The 19,080-nt window shown below is 44.3% G+C and carries 20 protein-coding genes; 11 read left to right on the top strand and 9 right to left on the bottom strand.

The window, feature by feature from the left end:
• Nucleotides 1-8: 8 nt before the first annotated feature.
• The 8 genes from AC4JOV_RS12580 (at nucleotide 9) to AC4JOV_RS12545 (ending at nucleotide 5,262) form a co-directional block, all read left to right on the top strand.
• Nucleotides 9-1,190: an NAD(P)/FAD-dependent oxidoreductase gene (locus AC4JOV_RS12580; protein WP_229937236.1), complete on the top strand. Its 1,182-nt coding sequence runs from the start codon at nucleotides 9-11 to the stop codon at nucleotides 1,188-1,190.
• Nucleotides 1,191-1,583: 393 nt separating this feature from the next.
• Nucleotides 1,584-1,976, top strand: a complete 393-nt coding sequence (locus tag AC4JOV_RS12575; RefSeq protein WP_229937237.1) for a DUF6858 family protein — start codon at nucleotides 1,584-1,586, stop codon at nucleotides 1,974-1,976.
• On the top strand, nucleotides 1,963-2,379 hold the full coding sequence (locus AC4JOV_RS12570) for a hypothetical protein (protein WP_229937238.1): 417 nt from the start codon (nucleotides 1,963-1,965) through the stop codon (nucleotides 2,377-2,379). Before AC4JOV_RS12575 ends, AC4JOV_RS12570 begins: the two co-directional genes overlap by 14 nt.
• Nucleotides 2,380-2,459: 80 nt before the next feature.
• A complete protein-coding gene (gene tpx, locus AC4JOV_RS12565) occupies nucleotides 2,460-2,975 on the top strand; it encodes a thiol peroxidase (RefSeq protein ID WP_229937239.1) in 516 nt (171 codons plus the stop codon).
• 139 nt (nucleotides 2,976-3,114) lie between these two features.
• Nucleotides 3,115-3,687 (top strand): L,D-transpeptidase family protein, encoded by a 573-nt coding sequence (locus AC4JOV_RS12560; RefSeq protein WP_229937240.1) that lies wholly within the window; start codon nucleotides 3,115-3,117, stop codon nucleotides 3,685-3,687.
• A 100-nt stretch (nucleotides 3,688-3,787) separates the two neighbouring features.
• Nucleotides 3,788-4,087, top strand: a complete 300-nt coding sequence (locus AC4JOV_RS12555; protein ID WP_491522158.1) for a hypothetical protein — start codon at nucleotides 3,788-3,790, stop codon at nucleotides 4,085-4,087.
• Nucleotides 4,088-4,090: 3 nt separating this feature from the next.
• Nucleotides 4,091-4,687: a L,D-transpeptidase family protein gene (locus AC4JOV_RS12550; RefSeq protein WP_229937242.1), complete on the top strand. Its 597-nt coding sequence runs from the start codon at nucleotides 4,091-4,093 to the stop codon at nucleotides 4,685-4,687.
• A 71-nt stretch (nucleotides 4,688-4,758) separates the two neighbouring features.
• Nucleotides 4,759-5,262, top strand: coding sequence for an Lcl C-terminal domain-containing protein (locus AC4JOV_RS12545; RefSeq protein WP_229937243.1), 504 nt, complete (start codon nucleotides 4,759-4,761; stop codon nucleotides 5,260-5,262).
• Here the strand turns inward: AC4JOV_RS12545 and AC4JOV_RS12540 are convergent.
• Together AC4JOV_RS12540 and AC4JOV_RS12535 are read right to left on the bottom strand one after the other, a co-directional pair.
• A complete protein-coding gene (locus AC4JOV_RS12540; protein ID WP_229937244.1) occupies nucleotides 5,259-6,035 on the bottom strand; it encodes a UDP-N-acetylmuramate dehydrogenase in 777 nt (258 codons plus the stop codon). The genes AC4JOV_RS12545 and AC4JOV_RS12540 overlap by 4 nt on opposite strands.
• Before the next feature lie 123 nt (nucleotides 6,036-6,158).
• Nucleotides 6,159-7,022 (bottom strand): menaquinone biosynthesis family protein, encoded by an 864-nt coding sequence (locus AC4JOV_RS12535; RefSeq protein WP_229937245.1) that lies wholly within the window; start codon nucleotides 7,020-7,022, stop codon nucleotides 6,159-6,161.
• A gap of 278 nt (nucleotides 7,023-7,300) precedes the next feature.
• On the opposite strand from AC4JOV_RS12535, the gene recA reads away from it, so the two are divergent.
• The 3 genes from recA (at nucleotide 7,301) to AC4JOV_RS12520 (ending at nucleotide 10,518) form a co-directional block, all read left to right on the top strand.
• Nucleotides 7,301-8,335, top strand: a complete 1,035-nt coding sequence (recA, locus tag AC4JOV_RS12530; RefSeq protein ID WP_229937246.1) for a recombinase RecA — start codon at nucleotides 7,301-7,303, stop codon at nucleotides 8,333-8,335.
• A gap of 162 nt (nucleotides 8,336-8,497) precedes the next feature.
• Nucleotides 8,498-9,355, top strand: a complete 858-nt coding sequence (locus AC4JOV_RS12525; RefSeq protein WP_229937247.1) for a biotin synthase — start codon at nucleotides 8,498-8,500, stop codon at nucleotides 9,353-9,355.
• A 17-nt stretch (nucleotides 9,356-9,372) separates the two neighbouring features.
• Nucleotides 9,373-10,518, top strand: a complete 1,146-nt coding sequence (locus AC4JOV_RS12520; RefSeq protein WP_229937248.1) for a cation:proton antiporter — start codon at nucleotides 9,373-9,375, stop codon at nucleotides 10,516-10,518.
• 34 nt (nucleotides 10,519-10,552) lie between these two features.
• Here AC4JOV_RS12520 and AC4JOV_RS12515 read toward each other — a convergent pair whose 3' ends face one another.
• From AC4JOV_RS12515 to topA, 7 genes are all read right to left on the bottom strand, one after another.
• Nucleotides 10,553-11,458, bottom strand: a complete 906-nt coding sequence (locus tag AC4JOV_RS12515; protein WP_229937249.1) for a hypothetical protein — start codon at nucleotides 11,456-11,458, stop codon at nucleotides 10,553-10,555.
• Between the two features lie 14 nt (nucleotides 11,459-11,472).
• Nucleotides 11,473-11,727: a hypothetical protein gene (locus tag AC4JOV_RS12510; RefSeq protein WP_229937250.1), complete on the bottom strand. Its 255-nt coding sequence runs from the start codon at nucleotides 11,725-11,727 to the stop codon at nucleotides 11,473-11,475.
• A 3-nt stretch (nucleotides 11,728-11,730) separates the two neighbouring features.
• On the bottom strand, nucleotides 11,731-13,005 hold the full coding sequence (gene eno, locus AC4JOV_RS12505) for a phosphopyruvate hydratase (RefSeq protein WP_229937251.1): 1,275 nt from the start codon (nucleotides 13,003-13,005) through the stop codon (nucleotides 11,731-11,733).
• A gap of 155 nt (nucleotides 13,006-13,160) precedes the next feature.
• Complete coding sequence (locus tag AC4JOV_RS12500; RefSeq protein WP_229937252.1) at nucleotides 13,161-15,092, bottom strand: transglutaminase TgpA family protein; 1,932 nt, start codon at nucleotides 15,090-15,092, stop codon at nucleotides 13,161-13,163.
• Nucleotides 15,061-15,930 (bottom strand): hypothetical protein, encoded by an 870-nt coding sequence (locus AC4JOV_RS12495; protein WP_229937253.1) that lies wholly within the window; start codon nucleotides 15,928-15,930, stop codon nucleotides 15,061-15,063. Before AC4JOV_RS12495 ends, AC4JOV_RS12500 begins: the two co-directional genes overlap by 32 nt.
• Nucleotides 15,896-16,813, bottom strand: coding sequence for an AAA family ATPase (locus tag AC4JOV_RS12490; RefSeq protein ID WP_229937254.1), 918 nt, complete (start codon nucleotides 16,811-16,813; stop codon nucleotides 15,896-15,898). The genes AC4JOV_RS12495 and AC4JOV_RS12490 overlap by 35 nt, the downstream gene beginning before the upstream one ends.
• Nucleotides 16,813-19,020 carry a type I DNA topoisomerase gene (gene topA / locus AC4JOV_RS12485; RefSeq protein WP_229937255.1) on the bottom strand — a complete coding sequence of 736 codons (2,208 nt, stop codon included), beginning with the start codon at nucleotides 19,018-19,020 and terminating at the stop codon, nucleotides 16,813-16,815. The genes AC4JOV_RS12490 and topA overlap by 1 nt, the downstream gene beginning before the upstream one ends.
• Between the last annotated feature and the right edge of the window lie 60 nt (nucleotides 19,021-19,080).

Here is a 19,080-nt window from a genome sequence, read left to right as displayed (position 1 = left end):
AAATAAAGATGTCAACGGGAAAGAGAGTTTTGGTACTGGGGGGAGGATTTGCGGGTGTAGAGGCTGCAATCTTTCTTAGAAGAAATGAGATGGATGTCACACTGGTAAGTGACCGTGATTATTTCTATATCTATCCGACATCAATCTGGATCCCTACAGGTGAGGCAACAAGAGAAGATGTCTCTGTTCCGCTCGATAAGTTAGCAGTAGCACATGGGTTTCAACTGATCATTGATCCTGTAAGCAAGATAGAAGCGGCACAAAAAAAGGTAACACTTGAGAGCGGCCGTGTGATGGAGGGGTATGACTACCTCGTGGTTGCGATCGGTCAGGGTAAGATCCAAATGCCGGGTATGGGCGAACACTCTTTATCTATCTGTGGTGCTCCCGAAGAGGCAACTGCACTTTACGGGAAGCTTGATAAGCTGATCGCAGAGGGTAAAGGGAAGATCGCTATGGGCTTTGGCGGCAATCCAAAGGATAGTTCTGCGGTACGCGGCGGTCCGGCGTTTGAAGTGCTTTTCAATGTAGATACCTACCTGAAGCGTAAAGGTGTACGTGATAACTTTGAACTGACTTTCTTTGCCCCGATGGATAAACCTGGGCAGAAGATGGGGCCAAAGGCATTGCTGATGATGGACAAGATGTTCCAGATGACCAATATCAGCAAGAAAATCGGTTCCAAGATCGTCTCTTTTGATGCGGATGGTATCAGTTTTGAGGATGGGACAAAGGTTGAGTCTGATCTGACAATGTTCATCTCAGCAGGTAAAGGGCATCCGATCCTTGAGGCTTCAGACCTCCCGTTGAGCGAAGCAGGTTTTGTTTTGACGAATGAATATAATGAAGTAGAAGGATTTGAGGGTGTCTATGCGATCGGAGACTCAGCAAACCTGATGGGGCCGGACTGGAGAGCGAAGCAGGGACACGTAGCAGAAGTGATGGCGAGAAATACCGCCTATAACATCTTCCAAGATTCCCAGAATATAGACTCAAAAGAGAGTTATGTAGGGCATCTCAATATCCTCTGTGTGATGGATACGGGTAACGGTGCAGCATTTGTCTATAGAAGCGACAAGAGTGCCAAAATGATCCCTATGCCGATCATAGGTCACTGGATGAAAAAGGGATGGGGCTGGTACTGTAAAATGTCCAAACTAGGAAAAATCCCAAGAATCCCTGGAATGTGAGAACCGTGAAATAAATGACACCTGCGTGTCATTTATAGGTTCGAAACCGGAGTGGTCGTAACGAAGTGAAGCCACGGAGGTCGGGAGCAGCGTAAATAAATGACACCTGCGTGTCGATTATAGCTGCGAAACCGGAGCGGTGGAGCAAAGCGACCCGCGAAGGTCAGAACCTCGTGCGAAATCATGCGAACTGTCAAGTAAAAGCAAACGGCTTTTATAAGCTCGGAACGACAGGCTGCTCCATATTTTTTCATTCCCGCTTCAAAGAATACATACCTGAATTTGACGAATCAGTTCATTTTTCAGCTTATTAAACTCAGGTATGCATTCTCATCGTCCTTGATGGGAAGCAGAAAAACCAATGAAACATCAAATTTAACCAAAAGGAAACCAATGAAACAAATTACCGTTATGGAAAAATATCCGGTCTTTACAATCGAGATAGAGAAGAGTGAAACAAGCTATCAAAATGTTGATGAGATCCTGGCATACCTTAAAGGACAGGTAGAAGCACATCCTGTCGCTGTCTATATCGGAGAGTTTGACCACTATGGTCATACTTCTTCACTTGAAGTCGGAGAGATCTCAGAAGATATCAAAGATGCGAAAAATCTTATCTGCTGTTTTGGTAAAGCATTACCAAAGCCTGAAGTATTGGGAGTAAGACCGCGTTCTATCGGTGTGGCAGAGATGAAAGACTCTTTTGTTGTGAGTTTTCTTGAAGCGCCGAATCCAGATGCAAATGCTGCTATGGAAAAGTGGGTGAAGGGCATTGCAAATAAATAACAGACTCTTTTCCTTATTATTTGTTACTTTTTTACTCACGGGGTGTGAAGAGCGTTTTCCTGTCTATGCAAGTTTTTGTACGCAGGAAGAGGCTCCTTCCCTCTCCTGCCTTCGCTACCCTTTGGTAGAGCCTCAAGATAAATTACGCCTAGAAGAGGCGCTTGGAGTCAAAGAAGATCCCGCCTGTCCCTATTATGTGAAACTTACCAAATACAAAATCGGACAATGCAATAACCCTGTGGTAAAGAGTACAGGAAGTGACTTTGAAGGGTATGTACGTTTGGAAATCCTGAAAGGTTTTACATGCTATTATAAGGTACAGAGTGATTATAAATTAGATAGGGAGGCTGCATTCAAAAGGGTTTTGGAACAGTCGACAATAGATCTCAAACAAAAAAAATAAAAAATATTTTTTTAATTAAGACTATTTTTATCCTATTTAAGGAATAATGCTTCTACACAATTTAAATAAAAGGAAAATTAATGGCAACAGTAACTTTTAAAAACGACATTACATGTAACCTCGCAGGAACAGAAGTAAACGTTGGTGATACAGCACCGGTAGTAACAGTAACAAACTGTAACCCAATGCTCCAAGATGAAACAGTAGGAGGAGAAGGTAAGGTACAACTTGTAGTAGCAGTACCTTCACTAGACACTGGTGTATGTGACGCTGAAACAAGAAGATTTAACTCTGAGGCAGCTAGCCTTGAGGGTGTAGAAGTAATGACTGTATCTATGGACCTTCCATTTGCAGCAGCAAGATGGTGTGGTGCAGCCGGAATCGAAAATATCAAAGTATGTTCAGACTTCAGAAACAAAGATTTCGGTAACGCTTACGGAGTACTTCTTGCAGACGGTCCTCTTGCAGGTGTACTTGCTAGAGTTATCTTTGTAGTCGGAAAAGACGGAAAAGTAGCTTACAAACAAGTAGTTCCTGAAATCACTGAAGAGCCAAACTATGAAGAAGCACTTGCAGCAGCTAAGGCAGCGCTGTAATCTTTATAAACAACCCTCACTAGAGGGTTGTTTACCTCTTATTCCCTCCCCTTTTTATCACGCTTTATTCATTAGTGTAGTTGTGCTAAAATACACAATTAAAATGCAAAGTGTCATTTTTGTAAAGGATAGAATTTCTGTGCAAAATTTCTTATATTTGATGCTTTTACCTCTGTCACTGTTTATTTTCACAGGGTGTGCCGATCCGGATCTTAAGAAAGACGAGTATAATCTGGAAGAGTGCAGAGAAGAGCTGCTGGAGGCAACAGACTTTAAAAGTGAAGGAAGCATAGACCACATCGTTGTGATGAAAGCAGAAAGAAAAATGTATCTATATGCCGGAGAGAAGGTCAAAGGTATACTTCCTGTCTCTCTGGGGAAGAACCCTGTAGGACATAAACAGAGACAGGGAGACAACCGTACCCCGGAGGGTGAGTTTTTTATCCATCGTAAGCTCTGCTCTCCCAAATACTATCGTTCCCTCTGTATCTCTTACCCAAGGCCGGAAGATATCGAGAGTGCCAGGGAAAGAGGAGTCAATCCCGGTGGTGCTATCACCATCCATGCACAGCCTAAATGGAATGCAGACGGAAAAGAGGATGCTTATACCCTGAGCCAGAATTGGACTCAGGGGTGTGTAGCTGTGACGAACAGTGAGATGAAAGAACTATGGTATGCCGTACGCGAAGGCGTTCCGGTAACTATAAGGTAGGAGGTCAGAGATCGCACGCTATACCCAAAAACAGATTGACAAATACCAAAGACAAAAATATATCGGTGAGTTGGAAAAAGTGTCAAAAAATCTTTTTCGTATGTTTAGAGATGAGAGCTGTACGGCAGAATCCTTTATCTCCAAGTTTCAAATGCTGAAGGAGAAACTGGATGAGAGAGAGGAGACTCACCTTGACTCAGAATATCATAGAGAACTGAAAGCATATATCAATAGGCTCTATCAGCAAACCTGTCAGAATGAGCACTTTGATGAGAATGAGTTCTCGGATATCCGAGAGGCAGAGATGAGTAACCTGAACCGTTTACAAAAAATGAAAAACCGTGTCTCTTACAAAAAAGACAAACATAAATCAAAACATCATCATGAAGACTGGGGGTAAACGATGCAGATAAGCGTAAAAACCATGCTTTTACTATCCGTTACAATGTTATGGATCTCCGGCTGTAACAAGGAACCTGTAGCGTATGGAAAGGTGGACAAGACACCTTATGAGACCAAAACCTGTTGGCAGGCGCTTGCAAATGGTGCTGAGATAGATGAGTCATTACTGGCAGATAAAATCATTGTCTATAAAGAGAAGCATATCATGCATCTCTATCGCAAAGGAAAACTGGTAGAGGAGTTCCGTATCTCATTGGGGAAGAACGGTACAAAAGGGGATAAGGTTTCTAAAGGAGATTATAGAACACCTGTAGGCAGATATACGATCGTGAGAAAAAAGTGTGACAATAGGCTTTATAAGTCATTAATGATCTCTTATCCGGATCGAGAGGATATCGCAGAGGCGAAAAAAAGAGGCGTAGACCCCGGAGGGTATATCACCATTCACGGACAGCCAAAGTGGAATGCAGACGGAAGAGGGGACAAGTATACTTTGGCATATGATTGGACTGAAGGGTGTATCGCAGTGACGAACAGGGCGATGGATATCTTATGGAAATCGATAAAAAACGGTGCGAAGATCGAGATTTATGCATAATAAAGTAATTTTAGCTTAAATTGAGTAATGATATATTATCATATTGAATAATATTGGTAAAAGGAGAAAATATGAAAAAGGTTTTGATCTCATCAGCATTGTTTTCAGCTGTTTTATTGATGGCAGGAGGAAAACTTGCACCGGAGGATATCCCGGAACTTGTACCTGCGATAGAAGCACCGGCAAATGATTGCGGGAAGAATACTGTCTACCATGATGATAAGACAGGATTGATGTGGCAGGATGAGGCATATCAAGATGCAGAAGACGGAGCCTACAGGAACAACCATACCTCTGGAAAAGCGGGAAGCTTTCAGTATGCAAAAGGATATTGTAGCACTCTTTACTATGCCGGTCATTCAGACTGGAGATTGCCTACTTCAGATGAACTGATGGCACTGCATAGAGAACCCGGAGAGGCCTTTATCAACTCCAGAGCTGCAGATTTCTGGACATCGACACCCGCAAAAACAGGGAAATATTATGCTGTGTATCCTGTAGATGCCTACCGTTATGAGAGAAAAGTGAGTGACAGCAACTATATCAGATGTGTACGCTGTGAAAAGAAGAACTAGAGAATCTTGATCTCTTCTTTTAGGGTAATACCAAAGACTTTTTTTACTTCTTCTTTTGCATGGTTGATGAGGTAGATGGCATCTTCAAAGGTGCCGTTTCCGAGATTGACCAGGAAGTTTGCATGGATGGGGCTCCACTGCATATCTCCTTTTTTCACCCCTTTTAATCCTACCGCTTCAATGAGCCGTCCTGCGTAATCTCCATCAGGATTTTTAAATACCGAGCCGGCACTCGGCTCCGGAGGCTGATTGGTTCGTAAAGAGAGCAGGCTATCAAGTAGTGCCTGACTAAACCCCTCTTTGATCTCAAATTTCGCTTCAGTAGCTATGCCTCCGAGTTCGGCATAGCGGTATCCATGCTTTATATCTTTTGCTTTGATCCATTGCCCGTTGATCTTGACTGAGTGGAGTATATTGAACACCTCATACGCTTTAACCCCTGCATTCATCGCAAGCATCCCGCCAAGTGTACCTGGTAGTTTGGAACAGAACTCAAAACCTGCGATATTATGTTTCCTTGCATAGGAGACGATGCGTCCGGTGGGAGTGGCCGCACCGATCCTGAGCATATTCTCCTCCTGGATAATAGTGGCAAAGGCTTTGCTCAGTTTCATCAGTGGAGGCGGGGTAGGGGAGACAAGGAGATTATTGGCTCCTCCGATCAGGTAACGGTTTTGAGGTATCTCATCACCTTTTTCCACTATCAGTACTTCTGTAGGTTGCCCCACTTTGATACTGGAGTATTTTGAAAAATCGATGGTTTTAAAAAACAAAGGTTTGCCTTTGTTTTTTAAAAGGTAGCAGGTAGCAGGTAGCAGGTAGTAAATTTGGTATGTGTTGCTCTGCAACACGATGATATATAGGGTATGTTTTCTTCATCTCCTATCTACTCCCTACTATCTTGAGCGGAGCTCACTGTATTCTCGTGGGATGAGGTACTCTTCCGTTTTTATCGGTGTCTCCCATAGTCCATGTTTGTAGCCTAACTCATAAAGCTTGTCCAGTGCCTGAATCTGCAGGGCACTGAGCTCTATGGATTCATCCGATGCATACATATCCAGGTACTTTGTAAGCATCTTGTCAGAGATACGTACAAGTGCATCGTTCTCCAGTTTGGTACAGAGTTCCTCTTTTCGATCGTTGGCTACTTTTACCCCGTCAATGAGGATATTCTCTATCTCTATGGCACGGTTGAGCGGAAGACTTCTGCGTATCGCCATCCCTCCAAGCGGTAAAGGTAAGCCCTCACCAGCCAGTTCTACCCAGATATCCCACACTTCCTTCTCGACTTCCAGGCTCTCATCAAAATCAAGGATTGATTCGTGAATTAAAACTCCGGCATCCACCGTTCCGTTGACTACAGCTTCCTCTATCTCAAGAAAGTTCATATAGACAGGACGTGCTTCAGGGTAGTAGATACGAAAGAGCATGGCATTGGTAGTGTATTTCCCGGAGAGGGCCACTTTAAAATTGCGTTTAAGCTTTTTATCTTTACGACGGATCAGTTTGGGGCCATACCCCTCACCAAAACTGACTGCTGTACGAAGCAGTGCATACTCATCTTTGATCAACGGGTACATGCCAAAACTGATCGCACTGACATCATAAGTACCTTTGAGTGCCTCTTCATTCAATGTCTCTATGTCCAATCCGATGTTCTCAAACTGGTAATCTTTGGTATCTACCCAGCCAAATTTAATCGCATAGTACATAAAGATATCATCAGCATCGGGTGAGTGGGCTAGTTGGATAGGATTCATCGGGTTAAACTCGCTTCAATTAGTAATGTCATCATTTTATCATAAGCGTCCCTAAAAGCAAAACCATCTGATGGATATGGGTAGTGCGATGAGGTATATACTTCTGTATCACACTCTATATTTTAAGCGTATCCCTGCCCTGTGTTCCTGGCACTATATGGGATGTCAACGGTTTGAATTCAAAAAAAGTATGACAATATGACATATTTTTTTATACGATGACCTAAACCTATTAAAATGGTGATAGAATTTCATATTAAAAGGTAAGGATCATGACTATGGCAATGGACGCAAACAAACAAAAAGCATTGGATATGGCGATCAAGCAGATTGATAAAGCGTTTGGAAAAGGTACCCTGATGAGGCTCGGGGATAAAGAGATCGAGCCTATCGAATCGATCAGTACCGGTTCGCTTGGACTTGATATGGCACTCGGGATAGGCGGTATTCCTGTCGGTAGGATCATAGAGATCTATGGTCCGGAGTCATCAGGGAAAACAACACTTTCACTGCAGACGATCGCATCTGCACAGAAAGAGGGGAAGATTTGTGCCTTTATCGATGCAGAACACGCACTTGATGTGATCTATGCAAAGAATCTCGGCGTAGATACGGAGAACCTTTTGGTTTCACAACCGGATTTCGGGGAACAGGCACTTGATGTACTTGAGACACTCACGCGTTCAGGTGCGGTCGATTTGATTGTTGTCGACTCGGTAGCTGCTCTGACACCGAAAACAGAGATCGAAGGTGAGATGGGGGATCAGCACGTAGGACTTCAGGCACGTTTGATGTCACAAGCACTGCGTAAGCTCACAGCAATCCTACATAAAACCGATACTACAGTGATCTTTATCAACCAGATCCGTATGAAGATCGGTACTATGGGGTATGGAAGTCCTGAAACGACGACAGGCGGTAATGCATTGAAGTTTTACTGTTCGGTACGTATCGATGTAAGACGTATCGCTACCCTTAAACAGGGCGAGTCACAGATCGGTAACCGTGTGAAAGCAAAAGTGGTGAAAAATAAAGTCGCACCGCCATTTAGGCAAGCGGAGTTTGATATCATGTTCGGTGAAGGAATTTCATCAGAAGGTGAGTTGATCGATTACGGGGTAAAACTGGATATCATCGACAAATCGGGAGCGTGGTTTAGCTATGGTGCTGAAAAACTGGGGCAAGGTAAAGAGAATGCAAAACAGACGATCAAAGAGAATTCTGAATTGCGTGCCGAGATCGAAGGCAAGATCAAAGAAGGACTTGGTTTTGGTGCAGGTCTTACGGTAGATGAAAGTGAGATGACGGAGTAAACTCCGTACATTTCTGAAAAGTAGACATACTTCACCCCTCTTTTCCATTTTTTCAATGGCTGCAGGAAAGAAAAGGGTTCCTTTTGGGACCTGCTATCCTGAACTTCTGATTCAAATATTCCGCTTTATTAATATATGAAAGGATTTGGGTATAATCCGATCATGATGAAACAAAAACAGATATTTTTATGTGCAATTAACAATATCCTCTCAGGAACCTGTAAAGAGGATTGTAAGTTCTGTACACAAAGTGTACGGTATCATGCGGATATAGAGCGCTATACCTATAAAGAGATTGATAGAATCGTAGAAGAAGCGAAAATCGCTCAATCGTATGGAGCATTAGGTTACTGTCTTGTGACAGCAGGCAAGGGACTGGATGACAAAAAGGTAGATTTTGTTGCAAGAGCAGCACAGGCAATCAAAAAAGAGGTAGATGGATTAAACCTGATTGCTTGTAACGGTACCGCTTCTGTCGAACAGCTTAGATATCTCAAAGAGCATGGACTGGATAGTTATAACCATAACCTTGAGACATCAGAGCGATATTATGCCGAGATCTGTCAGACGCATGGTTGGGATGAGCGTTACACTACCTGTGAAAATGTGAAGTCGGTAGGATTGGCACTTTGCAGTGGGGGAATTTTCGGTATGGGTGAGACAGAACAGGATCGTAATGACCTGCTTGACTCTATCGCTTCTCTTCAGCCGGAGTCCACGCCGCTGAACTTCTACCACCCGAATCCCGCACTACCTATTAAAACACGTAATATAGAGCTTGATGAGGCCGTTGAAGTGATACGGAAAGCACGTAAGCTGTTGGGTGAAGAGAAACTTCTGATGGTTGCTGGCGGAAGGGAACTGCTGTTCAATGGGCAGGAAAATAAAATGTTTGAAGCAGGCGCCAATGCTATGGTGATAGGTAATTATCTTACAACTTCAGGCAGCACACCATCAAGAGATCAACATATACTTCAGGAATTAGGATATGAAATCGCAACAAGTTGTGAAAAACATTAAACCACGCAGGTAAAAGCATGCAAGAGAATATTCTGCTTATTTTAACCCTTTCTCTCCTGATATGGGGCAGTCCTTTTGTGGCGAAGGTTCTTCGTGTTCCAACGCCTCCGGTTGAAATTATATTAGGATCTTTTTTTGCCTACCTGGGGTTTATTGTAGAGAGTGAATACTTTGCGCTGATTGCCCAGATTGGGTTTCTTTATCTCATGTTCCTTGCCGGCATGGAAGTGGACTTGAAGCAGATCAGCGGAAGTTCTAAAACGGTGATCAAAAAATCTATACTCTTTCTCTTCGCGATGGTCTTTTTTTCGACGCTCTCCGGGTTCCTCTTTGATCTGGATACGGTGATCATCATCTCCATGCCTTTGATCTCTATCGGTCTTCTGGCATCACTCTCCAAAGCTTATGGTAAAGAGCAGCCCTGGATACGTATGGCATTTATCGCGGGTGTCCTGGGAGAAATAGCGAGTATTACCGTGTTGACAGTGTTTGATGCTGCAAGTAAGACAGGGGTGAATATTACCCTTTTGGTCCATTTGGGTTACCTGGTACTTTTTATGGTGATCGTCTATTTTGTCTATCGCCTTTTACATCTACTCTTTTGGTGGTATCCTGAGCTTAAGAGTACCCTGGTCCCAAAGTTTGATACCTCGGACCAGGATATACGTCTCTCTATCGCACTCTTTTTTATTCTTATCGCAGTGATGCTTTCCCTGGAGCTTGAACTGGCACTGGGGGCATTTATCGCCGGTGTTGCCATTTCAGCCTTTTTTCACCATGAAAAGAAGCTTGAAGAGAAAATGTCAAGTTTGGGATTCGGATTTTTGGTTCCCCTCTTCTTTATACATGTAGGTGCTTCGTTTGATATCAAAGCACTTGTTGTACCTGGAGTGGTCTCCGGTGCACTGCTGATCACATTTTTGATGATATCCTCCAGGGTTTTGGCTGCGGCAGTACTCCAGGGGTTGAGTAGCAGGAAGGATGCGCTTTTGGTGGCACTCTCCCTGTCGATGCCGCTTACACTTCTTATTGCTGTAGCGACGATCGGATATGAAGCACATCTACTGAAACAACTGCATTATTATCAACTGATTCTGGCAAGTATATTTGAGATACTGATCTCAATGATCACGATTAAATTTATCACCGGTAAAAAAATATAAGAGAGAAAGAGGGGAAGGAGAAGAGAGACAGAGATTACTCTCCATCCATTTCCTTGATCGCTTCAAGGTAAAGCTTGTCTGCTTCCTCTTTTGCCTGTTTTTGTTCAACTGTCAGGTCGATATCATCCAAAGCGGATTTCGGTTGCGGCTTTTCCTCCAAAGAGGCAGGTTGCTTTTCCTGCGGGGTTTCTACCGCCTTTTTTGCTTTTTCCATCTCTGCTTCTATCGCTGTATGCTCTTTGGTTTTTTCTTCAGACTGTTTGGTTCCCGGAGTCTCTTCAGCGGCTTTCGATTGCGGCTTTTTCTCTAAAGAGGCAGGCTGTTTTTCCTGCGGGGTTTCTACCGCCTTTTTTGCTTTTTCCATCTCTGCTTCTATCGCAGTTTTCTCTTTGGCTTTTTCTTCAGGCTGCTTGGTTCCCGGAGTCTCTTCAGCGGCTTTGGCTGCTTTCTTTTGTGCTGCCTCTTGTAGCTGTTTTTTTCTAAGGCGTTCAGCTTCATATTTCTGCACGGCGATACGTTCTTCTTCCAATGCTTTTAAACGTTCTTTTTCAGCCTGTTTTTGTTCCTCTGCCATGATCTCTTCCAGAGTCTCTGCTTCTTTGGCAGACTTTTTTTCTTCTTCTACCGATGTTTCCGAAGGCGTTGTTTTTTCGGTATCTTTGGCAGCTGCTTCCGGAGATTTTACTTTGCTCTCTTGTGAAGGTGTAGCATTTTTCTCTGATGCTTCTACTTCATCGGTCGTGTTTCCTTCCTCTATGGCATCTATCTCTTCATCCAGGAGAAGGTCATCTTTATCTCCGGCTGAGTCTCTCAGTTCAGAAATAAGAGAACTCTGTTCATCATCTAAACTTTTAAGGTTCGTTTGTAGATCAAATGGATTTTCAGATGCCTCCAGCCCGATGCAAAGGATTGCAACGCCTGTCAATAGATACCGCTTCATATTTTACTCCTCTTTCAGTTCTCACTGGGTTCAAGCTGTTTAAGCTCAAAGTACTCTTTTTGCAGTCTTCGGTTTTCAGCCTTTAACGCTTTTTTTTTGTAAATTAACGCCTCTTTTTTTGTTTTGAGATGATCTAAAACCGTGAGTGAATTTTCTCCATAGATTAAAATACCGAGATAGATGCCAAAAAGCAGAATTCCAAGCAGGCCTATCAGAAAAGTTTTGATGGATAACCCTGCTATCTCTCCTGCTTTTTGTACCACTCTCATAGGTTATTTTGCAAATGGCTCCGCACCCAGGTACTCAAATTGTCCCAGCTCTGCTTCGATCTCAAGAAGTCTGTTGTATTTGGCGATTCTATCACTTCTCGCAGTAGAACCTGTTTTGATCTGACCGGTATTGAGTGCGACTGCAAAGTCCGCGATAAATGTATCTTCACTCTCTCCTGAACGGTGTGACATGACACAATTATACCCACTTCTTTGTGCAAGTCTGATGGTCTGCATTGTTTCAGAGACAGAACCGATCTGATTTGGTTTGATCAGGATCGCATTACCGATGCCTTTTTCGATCCCTTCAGCAAGGATTGATACATTGGTTACAAAAAGATCATCTCCTACAAGCTGTACTTTACTGCCAAGTACATTAGTAAGCTCTTTCCATCCATCCCAGTCATCTTCGCTGAGACCATCTTCGATCGATACGATCGGATATTTTGCACAAAGGTCAGCGTAGTATGCTACCATCTCTGAACTTGTAAGCTCTCTGTTCTCAGATTTGAGTACATATTTCCCTGCATCATTGATCAGTTCACTCGCAGCAACATCCAGTGCGATTGCGATCTGCTCTCCCGGTTTGTAACCCGCTTTTTCGATCGCTTCCATAATCACCTGGATAGGCTCTTCGTTTGATTTTAGGTTCGGTGCAAATCCACCTTCATCACCAACGGCAGTACTCTCACCCATTCCATCGATGATCTTCTTTAGGTTGTGGTAGACTTCAGCAGCGGCTCTGAGTCCTTCAGAAAATCTGTCAAATCCTATCGGCATGACCATATACTCCTGAAAGTCTACGGAGTTATTTGCATGTTCTCCACCGTTAATGATGTTGAGCATAGGTACAGGCATTGTCACACCGTTGGCACCGCCAAGGTATCTGTAAAGAGGCATTTTCATGCTTGCTGCTGCTGCACGTGCCACTGCCATAGAGACACCAAGCACAGCATTTGCCCCCAGGTTACCATAGTTATGTGTACCGTCCAGCTCTTTCATCGTCAGGTCAACTTCTGCCTGGTTGTACGGGCTCATCCCTACAAGTGCTTCATAGATCGGTCCGTTTACATTTTCGCACGCCTGCTGAACGCCTTTACCCATGTATCTGTCACCGCCGTCACGAAGCTCCAATGCCTCACGCTTACCTGTACTTGCACCACTTGGTACGATCGCACTTGCAACGCTTCCATCACTTAGGCTTACTTTAGCTCTTACGGTAGGATTTCCCCTACTATCCATTACCTCGTCTGCTATGATGTCATCGATAAAAACCATCTTTTTCCTTTATGTCTGCAATATACTATTTTAAATGTTAATATTTTATCGAATTTTTGCTGATAGGTGATTAGTATTAAATAAACTTATAGAGGTAATCCTGCAATGATAATGGATGATGCTCGCGGGAGAGGAGGGCTCCTCTCCCATGCACTTTATTTTAAACTTTTACGAATATTTTTGACCTCTTGTTTCAACTGTGCCAGGGTATTATCCCCTGCCGTTTTTTGATACTTGAGTTGATGGTAAAGTCTGTTGATGGTTGATAGAGGGATATCTTCTTTCTGCTCGACCCGGCTGAAGTACCGGTTAAGGCTCTCCCCCGGAAGTTTGTGCATTCCCAATTTCTCAAGCTTTTGAAGAAGCGGTTTAAGTGTACACTGAAGTGCATCATGGCATTTTGCACGGCTCAACAGGTAAAGTATCAAGATCAGCAGTGCAAGCAGCAGTATAAAGCTTACGATGAATTTGACGAGAAACAGCGTATCGGTTTTGAGGTAGGAGAAGAGCTTTTTCTGACTCAGTGCACTATACTCCAGGATCCATGTGTCTATCTGGTATTTGATATAGTGAAGGTATAGAGTCACCTTTTTCCAGCTGCTTTTTTCCTCTTGAGTGTTATTGAGACTGTTCTCACGGTCTCTATCCTTTTTGATGGAACTGGCAAACGCTGTCGTCTCTATCCTCTTCCAGTAGCCATCAAGATAGACTTCGACCCAGGCATGTGCATCACTCTCTCTAATGATAAGGTAGTTCTCTATGCTGTCTGAGCCGTCAGGTCTGTATCCTGTCACGATCCGGCTTGGAATTCCACTCATCCTTGCAAGTGTCGTAAACGCAGCTGCAAAGTGGACACAGTATCCCTCTTTTACTTTAAAAAGAAAGCTGTCTGTAGAGTGGTCGAGATCAAAGGGTTTAGGCTTAAGGGTATAGGTAAGTTTCTGTGCCCTAAAGAACGACCGGATCGCATCAAGTCTCTGCTCCGGATCGCTGAATTTGGATTTGATTTTTTCGGCTAATGCTTGTGTTTTAGGGTCACTGTTACGGTCGTAACCCAAGGCGACTCTCTTTAGGGTATCCGGTAGACGGCTTTGATAACTTGATTGGAGGAGAGAGCCAGCCTGGTATAGAAAAGTGTCATTGACAGGCTCCGGCATTGTACTTTCGAGATGAAAATCGAGTGTGGCTTTCTGAGGGAGCACTACGGGGGTGTCAAGCAGGTATATCCACTTTTTATTGGTAGGGTAGAGGGTGACTTTATAGGTAGTTGTTTTCCCCCCGGAAAGGTCAGATTTTAAAGGTATATGTGAGGGTTTCAGAGGTCTCCAGATGTTATCGGTTTTGTTGTAGAGTACACTTCCCCTGAAGTAGAGATGATGAGCAGAAGGGATCTTCTCCTTGAACCCTACCTCCATGACAATACGTTGCGAGGGAACAAGCAGGGCATTTTTATCCAGGTACATGAGCCCGTCATGACCGCTTCTATGGATCAAATCCCCTTTAAAACCGTATTTCGCGTGCTCAAAGGAGATTCGGGGGAAAAAGATAAAGAAGAGTATGACGATAGGCAGGGCAGCGATATAGAGCATTGAAGAGACCCGTAAAGAGCTATAAAGGCTGGACTGCATGATCTGCCAGACAAGCATCGTTGTCAGGATAAAGACCTCACATACTACATAGAGGAGCATCGGTATAGAGTGAAAGAAAAAGAGGCTCATTGCCAGCAGCAGCAGAGGAGAGATTTTCAGGTAAAAGTTGACCTCTTTGGTAAGCCTTTGCAGGGATATGGCGACCAGAAGGATATAAATCAGGAGTTCGACAAAGAGCTTAAGCCGGGAAAGACCTGCAAGGTTGAAACTGCCGTAAAGGGAGAAGAATATCGCAACCATGCCTACTGCTGTAACAGTAATGAGTGTGAAAGCAGTAGGTTTCTTATCGATAATAAGCAGCGTCAGGACGAGCAGCAGGAAAAAGAGGATCGGAAGTTTGATAAAAAAAACCAATGGTATCAAGGCAACAATATAGGCAATATCAAGTACCCTTAACGGAGTCGGTTTAGTAGAGAGCCAGTTTTTCAAGTATCTCATCTATAGACATCCTTTTTGAACTCAGATTTTCCCGGGGCATTCGAACTTGAAACTCAAGATTTTGCGCCTCACACTCCAGTATCCAGCGTGTCAGCTGTGAAAGTCTGGCTTCATCGCTTTTGCCTGCCGTATAGAAGTCAAAGTGGAGTTGTTCCAGCGGTATCTCATGGGCAAATTTTTTCAGTGCATTTTCTCCCTTTGCCACAGAGGGCCAATGTATTTTACTCAGGGGTGCATTGCCGCTGTAGGGTGTGATCCCCTCAAAATCACTCTCCAGACCGTAGCGTCCCTTCTGACGGCTTAAAAATGTCTCCAAACTGCTCCCTTTAGGGTGAGGGTAGATGACTTTATGGGGCTTCAGTTTTACTGGGAGAATAAAACGGATGGTGGCTAAAGGGAAGAGACTTTGGAGCTGACACTCTTGAATCTTCAACTCTCCTCTATGCTCAGGCATGTGGGAGAGTGTAATCATCTCCTGTGTGTGCGCTTTTACGGAGGGGATAAAAAGCGTTTTATTCATACATTCAAGCGTGAGTGCGTAGCTTTCCCTGTTTTTGTTGTTGTTCAGGGAGAAGTAGAGAGAGGATGTTTCCTTGGCAAAGAGTCTCTCTGAACCCTGTAGTGTAAGTGTGAGATTGGACATATTGACTATCCCGAAAGGTGAAGCGATAAATGCCAAAGCAAAGACAAAAAAAAGGACGATATAGACCAGGTTGAAGTTATGCATATAGGCTTCCAGAAAAAGCCCGAAAAGTATGATCACAACCAGAAGCGAACCCAGTGTTGCTTTTTGTTTCAGACGTTTACGCGTCTGGTTGAGTATTCGAAGTGATAACATGTCTGATGCGCTCTAACGTAGTTTTGCCCTCTTTGAAGTGCAGTCTATGTAGAGAGACATAGGGTGCAACCGCAGTCACATCGTCAGGAATGGCATAGTCTCTTCCATGCATACAGGCCCAGGCCCGTGTCATTTGCGCCAATGCCAGTGCACCTCTTGTAGAGAGACCGTGTGTGAAGTATACGCCGTTCCGGCTCAATGCGATAATGGCCTGCAGATAGTCCAGCAGAGCATCACTCAGGTGTACTCGGCTTACTGCATCCTGTATCTCTTTGATCTCCTCCGGCGTGATATGGGTATGTGCAGGAATGCGCTTAGGTTTTTTTTGCGCCAGGATAGCCCGTTCTGCTTCATGGGCAGGATAGCCGATGCTCATGGCACAGATAAATCTATCCAGTTGGGAATCGGGAAGCTTAAACGTACCGACCTCTTCATAGGGGTTTTGTGTCCCCATCACAAAAAAAGGTTCTTCCAATTCGTAACGTTCCCCATCAATCGTGATACTATTCTCCTCCATCGCTTCAAGCAGGGCTGATTGGGTTTTGGGCATCGAACGGTTGATCTCGTCGGCCAGCAGGAACTGGGTGAAGATGGGACCTTTTTTGAAGACGAATTCTGATTGCTTTTGATTGAAGTAGTTTACCCCGAGGATATCGGAGGGTAAAAGATCAGAGGTGAATTGAATACGATTGAACTCGAGTCCAAGCAGTGAAGCAAGTGCTTTGGCAAGCGTGGTTTTCCCTACGCCGGGAATATCCTCAACCAGCAGGTGCCCTTTGGCAAAGAAGGCTGCAAGTGCCAGTGTGATGCTCTCCTCTTTGCCGTATAGTACCGATGATACCGCCTCGACCAGGGGAGTAAATCTTGCATCCAGTTGATTCATCATGCTTCCGTGGGTACATCTTCCCGGTGTTTACATTTAAGACACTCATAGACCTCTTTACCGCGAAGTGTCTTTTTACCCATCGTATAGTTACACTCCGGACACTTTTTGTTCACAGGTTCGAAGTTGGCGATAAATTTACATTTCGGATAGTTCGTACATCCAAAGAACTTTCCGCGTTTTCCTTCCCGCTCCTGTAGTTTCCCGCCACACTCCGGACAGGGTACATCGAGTTCTCTAGGCGGGTTGAGGGGTTTGGCATTTTTACATTTCGGATAGGCAGAACATGCCAAAAATTTTCCGCGGCGAGACTCTTTGATGACCATCGGTGCGCCACACTTGTCACACTTCTCATCTGTCTCTTCGGGTTGTTCCGGTTCGGTACCGTCGGTATTTTTGGTGTATTTACACTTAGGGAAATTGCTACATGCGATAAACTCGCCGTAACGTCCTTTTCTAAGCAGCAGTTCGGAACCACACTTTGGACACATCTCCCCGGTAGGTATCGCTACTTTGAGGCTCTTGATACTCTTTTTCCCCTCTTCGACCTTTTGCATGAAAGGGGTATAAAACTCTTTGAGTACCTTCTGCCACTCTTTGTGTCCTTCACCGATCTCATCAAGCACCTCTTCCATATTCGAAGTAAAGTCACTGTCCACGATCTCGGGGAAGTGTTCTTCAAGCATCTCTGTCACGGTAAAGGCAACTTCCGTAGGATGGATACGCTTTTTTTCGATCTCGATATATTTACGCTGTTGGAGTATCGTCACGGTCGGTGCATAGGTACTTGGACGACCGATACCCAAAGATTCAAGCTTTTTGATGAGACTTGCTTCGTTGTAGCGTGCCGGGGGTTCGGTGAAGTGTTGCTCCTGCTGGATATCGTCCAGGCTGACACTCTCCCCCTGAGTCAGTTCAGGCAAGAGCTTGTCTTTTTCCGTATAGCCTGTGACTTTGTAGAAACCGTCAAAAAGGAGTTTTCTTCCATTTGCCTTGAAAACGGACTTGTCTCCTTTAAAAAGGATGCTTTGCGACTCAAGTTGTGCTTCGGTCATCTGACAGGCAAGAAAACGCTTATAGATCAGGAGATAGAGCTTGAGTTCATCGCCGGAGAGATATTCCGGCGCTATTTTGGTATCGAAATGCACATTGGTCGGACGGATCGCTTCATGGGCTTCCTGTGCTCCCTTGGACTTGGTGACATAACTTTTGGCCTTGGAAGGAAGATATTTGTCTCCGAAATTCTCCTTGATATAGCTTCTCGCACTCTCTACGGCTTCTTTTGCCAGGTTCATACTGTCTGTTCTCATATAGGTGATGACACCGGTAACACCCTGGTCGGTTTTTACCCCTTCGTAGAGCTTCTGTGCGATCATCATTGTTTTCTTCGGAGAGAATCCCAGTTGTGTGGAGGCAGCCTGTTGCAGGGTTGAGGTCATGAACGGCGGGGGTGTCTTTGTCTTTCTTTTGGACTTCTCTATAGAGAGTACCGTAAAGCTTTCAGATTTTGCCGTAGTCGTGATATTCGTCGCTTCAGCTTCGTTTTTGATCGTCAGCTTTTCGATCTTCAGTCCATCGAACTCATAGATAGCGGCATCGATATCTTTTTGAAATTTTGCATCGATGGTCCAGTACTCTTCAGGCTTGAAGGCTTTGATCTCACGCTCTTTATCCACAACGAGCTTGAGGGTGGAGCTCTGTACTCTTCCCGCACTCAGACCTTTTTGGATCTTGCTTGCAAGCAGAGGAGAGAGCTTATATCCTACGATACGGTCAAGCATACGTCTGGTCTGCTGTGCATCGACCGAGTCCATATCGACACGGCGCGGATTTTCCAGCGCATGGGTGATCGCGCTTTTGGTGATCTCATGGAAGACGATACGCGGAAGCTCGGTAGGGTTTTTCCCGATAGCCATTGCGATATGGTATCCGATCGCTTCTCCTTCACGGTCCTCATCGGTCGCGATATAGACGGTTTCAGCCTCTTTCGCAAGTTTTTTGAGTTCTTTTACCGTAGGGTTGGCATCTCTGGGAATAGAGTATTTGGGGACCAGGTCACCCGTCTCATCGTCAATCGTGATACCGAAGGTACTTTTGGGAAGATCGCGGATATGCCCCTTGGAGGCGATCACTTTGTACTCTTTGCTTAGAAAATTGGTGATAGTTCTTGCTTTTGCAGGTGACTCAACGATAATTAAATTTTTCATAGGTACTTACTTTATAGAGTGGTTTGATTTTTTGGCATTGTAACACAAAAGAGTAAAAAA

It is taken from the genome of Sulfurovum sp. MH2-6, from assembly GCF_058374785.1.
Note: the sequence above shows the minus strand (reverse complement) of the source record. Positions and strands in the feature narration are given on the sequence as shown.